Origin of the sequence: Streptomyces sp. ADMS (genome assembly GCF_033441795.1) — a bacterium.
Taxonomy (GTDB): Bacteria; Actinomycetota; Actinomycetes; order Streptomycetales; family Streptomycetaceae; genus Streptomyces.
Genome location: NZ_JAVFVX010000231.1, coordinates 1 through 4,267 on the forward strand (window position 1 = coordinate 1; position 4,267 = coordinate 4,267).

Below are 4,267 nucleotides of genomic sequence, written 5' to 3' on the forward strand. Positions count from 1 at the left end.
GAGGCCGGTGCAGTGCCGAGGCGAAGGCATCGACGTCCTCGGCGTCGACCCGGAACCCGGACAGGAAGTCCAGGGACGACTCCAGGCCGGCGGCCACCAGAAAGCCGCGGTCGGGTGGCAGGTCCCGGACGAACAGGCTGAACGTCGCCGGGCCGCCCATCCCCTCCCGCACATACGACATCGCCATCGTGACCTCGTACAGATCAGTGGTCGTCGCCGAGGACATCCGCGTCACCTCCTCCTGGACACCGATGGGGCACCATGAGTTCGTTCACCTTCGGAACCGTGCGGACCACTGGGGCTCCACCAGGTCCCACTCGGTGTCCCACCGCGCGTACCGTCTGCGGTCCAGCACCAGACGCAGGGTCTTTCGCGCGGCGACGAAGCCGACGTAGACGCCGATCGCTGTCATCCCGCCGATCACCCAGCCGGTGCCCATCGCGTCGCCCTCGGACATCGGCGGATCCTGCATGGTTCCTTCCCGGTCCACCCAGATCCGCAGGGTCGACTTCTCGGTCTCGTCCTGCGTCACATAGGCGGTTCCTGTCCGCTGCCTGCCGTCTTCGCCCACCCAACTGAGCAGCACCTTCTGCTTCTCGTCCGTGACACCGCCCGAGGCCGCGTCGGGGGCCGGGGTCAGCCGGGCGGTGACCTGGTGCCGTTCCGCGGACTGGGCCTGGACCACGCGCAGTGCGGACCCGTACGCCGCCATCCCCGCGCTCACCGAAGCGATCGGCAGGCCGAGGACGAGCGCCAGGAGCAGGAAGCCCGAACACCAGGCTTCGATCCGGTCGGTCGTACGCCTCAGCGGGTTCGCGCCCTCATGCGGGTGCCGCTGGTCCGGCCGGTGGGGGCCGGATGCGTGCGGCGGGTCCTGTGCGCTCATGGTCTGGCCTCCAGCTGTCCTGCTGGTGCGTCCCCCACCTCGCCAGCCTCGCCCACCACCTTCCACCGGCGGCGGTTCCAGGTCACGGGGCCGAAGGTCCCCGGTGGCCGACCACTCGGCCCACCCGGCCCGTCGCCGGTCAGATCTGCGGAACCATCGCGACAGGACACGGCGCGTGATGCAGCACGGCGTGGTTGACCAGGCCCAGCTGCATCCGACGTGTCCGTGGCGCCTGCGGGCGCCGACGACGAGCAGATCGGCGTCGGACGCGGCTTCCAGGAGCGCCTGCCGGGCCGGGCCCTGGACCACCTCGCCGCTCACCGGAACGTCCCGGTACCGCTGCGCGGAGTCGCGCAACGCGTCGGCGAGCACCCGCGCGGGCGCGCGATCGTGGGCTCTGAGGGCGTGTCCGGACAGGCCCGGCGGCCCGGGGCCGCCGACCGGGACGCTCCAGGCGTGTACCGCCACGAGCCGACAGCGCCGCACATGGGCCTCGCGGAACGCGAACCGCACCGCGGTGCCACTGCCCTCACCGTCCTCGATGCCGACGACAACCGTCCCGAACCGGGCGTGCCGGTGGTCCGCCCCGCCGCGTACCACGATGACCGGGCACTCGGCATGGGCGGCCACGGCCAGGCTGACCGAGCCCAGGAGCAGCCCGGCGAGGTCTCCGAGCCCTCTGGACCCGAGTACCGGCGCGAAGGCGTCGCGCCCTCTGTCCACCAGCGCGGACGCCGCGTCTTCGTGCGGCTCCTCACTCGACAGCCGTACGGCCGGGGCACTCCCCTCGCTCGCGCCGAGGCGGCGGCGAGCGTGCCGGGCGCCTCGGCGTCCGCCGCGGCCGCGTGCACGAGGTGGAGCGGCACCCCGTGCCGGAGTGCCTCGTCAGCGGCCCAGTCCACCGCCTCAAGGCTCGCCTCGGACCCGTCCACGCCGACGACCAGGGGAACCGCCATCGTTTCCGCCTCCTCTCGTGCCGGACCTCACGGACACCCGTGCGCCGCCCTTTTCGGGGACCACATGCGCCACGAGGAGATCTGCGGTACTCCTCGATGGAGAAGCGCCGTGCTTGACACGCCGACGCGTGGGGACGGCAGCAGTCCGGACGTCGGCACGCTCACCGCCCTTCCAGCTTCTTACGAGATGGAGGCAGCCGCCATGGAACCAGCCCTCACCGTGGGCCTCGACGGTTCACCCGAGAGCCTCGCCGCCGCCCGTTGGGCCGCCGACGAGGCCGAGCGGCGCAAACTCACCCTGCGCCTGCTGCACGCGTGGCCCCTGCTGGTGCCGGAACCGGCCCACGCCCCCTCGGAAGTCGACCAGAACTACTGGGCGAAACGGCTCGTGCACAACGCTCGGACAGAACTCCAGGCACACCATCCGGGCCTCACCGTCATCGGCAACCTGGTCGCCGACGACGCCGAGGACGCGCTGCTCCAGGCGGCGTCGGAATCCGAGATGCTCGTTCTCGGCTCGCGGGGCCTGACCCCCGTGGAGAGCTACTTCCTCGGCGACATCAGCATGATCGTCGTGGCACGGGCCGAGCAGCCCGTCGTCCTGGTGCGGGCAGACAAGCGGGCGGAAGGATTTTCGACACCCGAATCAGGTTCGGCAGGCGGTGTGGTGGTGGGGCTGAAACTGCGCGCCCCGTGCGACGACCTCCTCGAATTCGCCTTCACCACCGCAGCGGCCCGAGGTGTGCCTCTGCGCGCCGTCCATGGCCTCAGCACACCGCTCCACGCGTACACCCCCTGGGGCGTGGACCACACCGTGACCCAGGAGATCGTCCAGGACGCGCGGAATCACCTGGGCCAGGCCCTCCGCCCCTGGCGCGAGAAGTTTCCGGGTGTGGACGTGGCCGACACGACCCGCCTCGACAGCCCCGCCAGAGCCGTCGTAGGAGCCGCCGAGGGCGCCGACCTGCTGGTCGTCGGCCGGCACAGGCACCACCCCAACCTGGGGCCCCGTCTGGGCCCCGTGGCCCAGGCCGCAGTCCACCACGCGCGATGCCCTGTCGCCGTCGTCCCTCATGACTGAGCCCGGCCGACACGAGGAGCCGGTGGGACCGGTGCGGCGGGCCGACGCCTCCGCACTCCGGCTCGGCGCCGCTCACGGGACTCCACCGCAGCCGCGTGCGGAGGTGCGCGAGACCCACACCGCGGTGGTCTTCTTCGTCGGGGAACGCGCCTACAAGATCAAGAAGCCGGTCGGCCTCACGTTCCTGGACTACACCACGGTGACCGCCCGGCGGGCCGCGTGCACGGTTTCAGCGGCCCTCCGCGCACCGTGTCGGGCCCCCGGCCCGGTTGCCCGGACCTCCTTCGAAAGCGACGGTGGAAGGAGGCGGCTGAGGGAGCCAGGGAGTGGGTGACCATGCGAGCACTCGTCTATCACGGCCCCGGACAGACCTCCTGGGACACGCATGCCGATCCGGCGATCGAGGACCCCGCCGACGTGATCGTGCGCGTCGACGCCACCACCATATGCGGCACCGATCTGCACATCCGGCATGGAGAACTGCCCGAGGTGAAGCCGGGAACGGTCCTCGGACACGAGGCCGTCGGCGAGGTGATGGACACGGGCCGCGAGGTCCATACCATCGCCCTGGGGGACGAGGTGATCGTGTCGTCCGTGTCGGCCTGCGGGCGCTGTCAGTTCTGCCGGGACGGCGTGTACGGACAGTGCCGTGGCGGGGGCGGCTGGATTCTCGGGAACCTGGTCAACGGCACACAGGCCGAGTACGTGCGGGTGCCCTTCGCCGACCACTCCGTCCGGCGGCGGCCCGGTGCCCTGGCACTGGATGACGCCGTCCTGCTCGCCGAACTCCTCCCCACCGCCTACGAAGTCGGCGTGCGGAACGGACACGTGGGCCCCGGCGACACCGTCGTCGTGGTGGGCGCCGGCCCCGTAGGGCTTGCCGTGGTCACCACCGCGCGGATCTACTCTCCGCGCCGGATCATCGCCGTGGACCGGTCACCCTCCCGGCTCGAAGCCGCCGCCCGGCTGGGGGCCGACTCCGCCGAGCTCCCCGGACGACTGATCGCCGATCTCGCGGACGGCCCCGGCGCCGACGTGGTCATCGAGGCCGCCGGAGATCCGGACAGCTTCGTCCTGTGCACACAGGTCGTACGCTCGGGCGGGCACATCGCCAACATCGGCATGCACGGCAGGCCGGCCACGCTGCATCTTGAGGCGCTGTGGCGTAAGAACGTGACGATCAGCACCGGCCAGGTCGACACCTCCTCCACGCCCCGGCTGCTCGACCTGGTGACATCCGGACGCCTGCACGTGTCCCGGCTCGTCACCCACACCTTCGGCCTCAGCCGGATGGAGGACGCCTACGAGGTCTTCTCCCACGGCACCGACACCGGCGCCCTCAAG

Annotated in this window: 3 protein-coding genes and 3 pseudogenes; 3 read left to right on the forward strand and 3 right to left on the reverse strand. The window is 71.5% G+C overall.

Annotated elements, in window-relative coordinates:
• The 3 genes and pseudogenes from RB628_RS39535 to RB628_RS39545 all read right to left on the reverse strand — a co-directional run.
• A pseudogene (locus tag RB628_RS39535) lies at positions 1–226 on the reverse strand (nicotinate phosphoribosyltransferase); the annotation flags it as partial.
• Positions 227–271: 45 nt separating this feature from the next.
• Positions 272–886, reverse strand: a complete 615-nt coding sequence (locus tag RB628_RS39540; RefSeq protein ID WP_318325487.1) for a hypothetical protein — start codon at positions 884–886, stop codon at positions 272–274.
• A 139-nt stretch (positions 887–1,025) separates the two neighbouring features.
• Positions 1,026–1,842 (reverse strand): annotated as a pseudogene (locus tag RB628_RS39545) (universal stress protein).
• A 202-nt stretch (positions 1,843–2,044) separates the two neighbouring features.
• On the opposite strand from RB628_RS39545, the gene RB628_RS39550 reads away from it, so the two are divergent.
• The 3 genes and pseudogenes from RB628_RS39550 to RB628_RS39560 all read left to right on the forward strand — a co-directional run.
• Complete coding sequence (locus RB628_RS39550; RefSeq protein WP_318325488.1) at positions 2,045–2,923, forward strand: universal stress protein; 879 nt, start codon at positions 2,045–2,047, stop codon at positions 2,921–2,923.
• Positions 2,916–3,146, forward strand: a pseudogene (locus RB628_RS39555) (hypothetical protein); the annotation flags it as partial. The gene RB628_RS39550 and the pseudogene RB628_RS39555, both read left to right, overlap by 8 nt.
• Positions 3,147–3,259: 113 nt before the next feature.
• Positions 3,260–4,267, forward strand: a 1,008-nt coding sequence (locus tag RB628_RS39560; RefSeq protein ID WP_318325489.1) for an alcohol dehydrogenase catalytic domain-containing protein, incomplete at its 3' end; no start/stop codon positions are given.

Excerpts from the sequence above, each read along its gene's own strand:
- RB628_RS39550 (WP_318325488.1), top strand. The coding sequence starts at position 2,045 with ATGGAACCAGCCCTCACCGTGGGCCTCGACGGTTCACCCGAGAGCCTC.
- RB628_RS39540 (WP_318325487.1), bottom strand. The coding sequence starts at position 886 with ATGAGCGCACAGGACCCGCCGCACGCATCCGGCCCCCACCGGCCGGAC.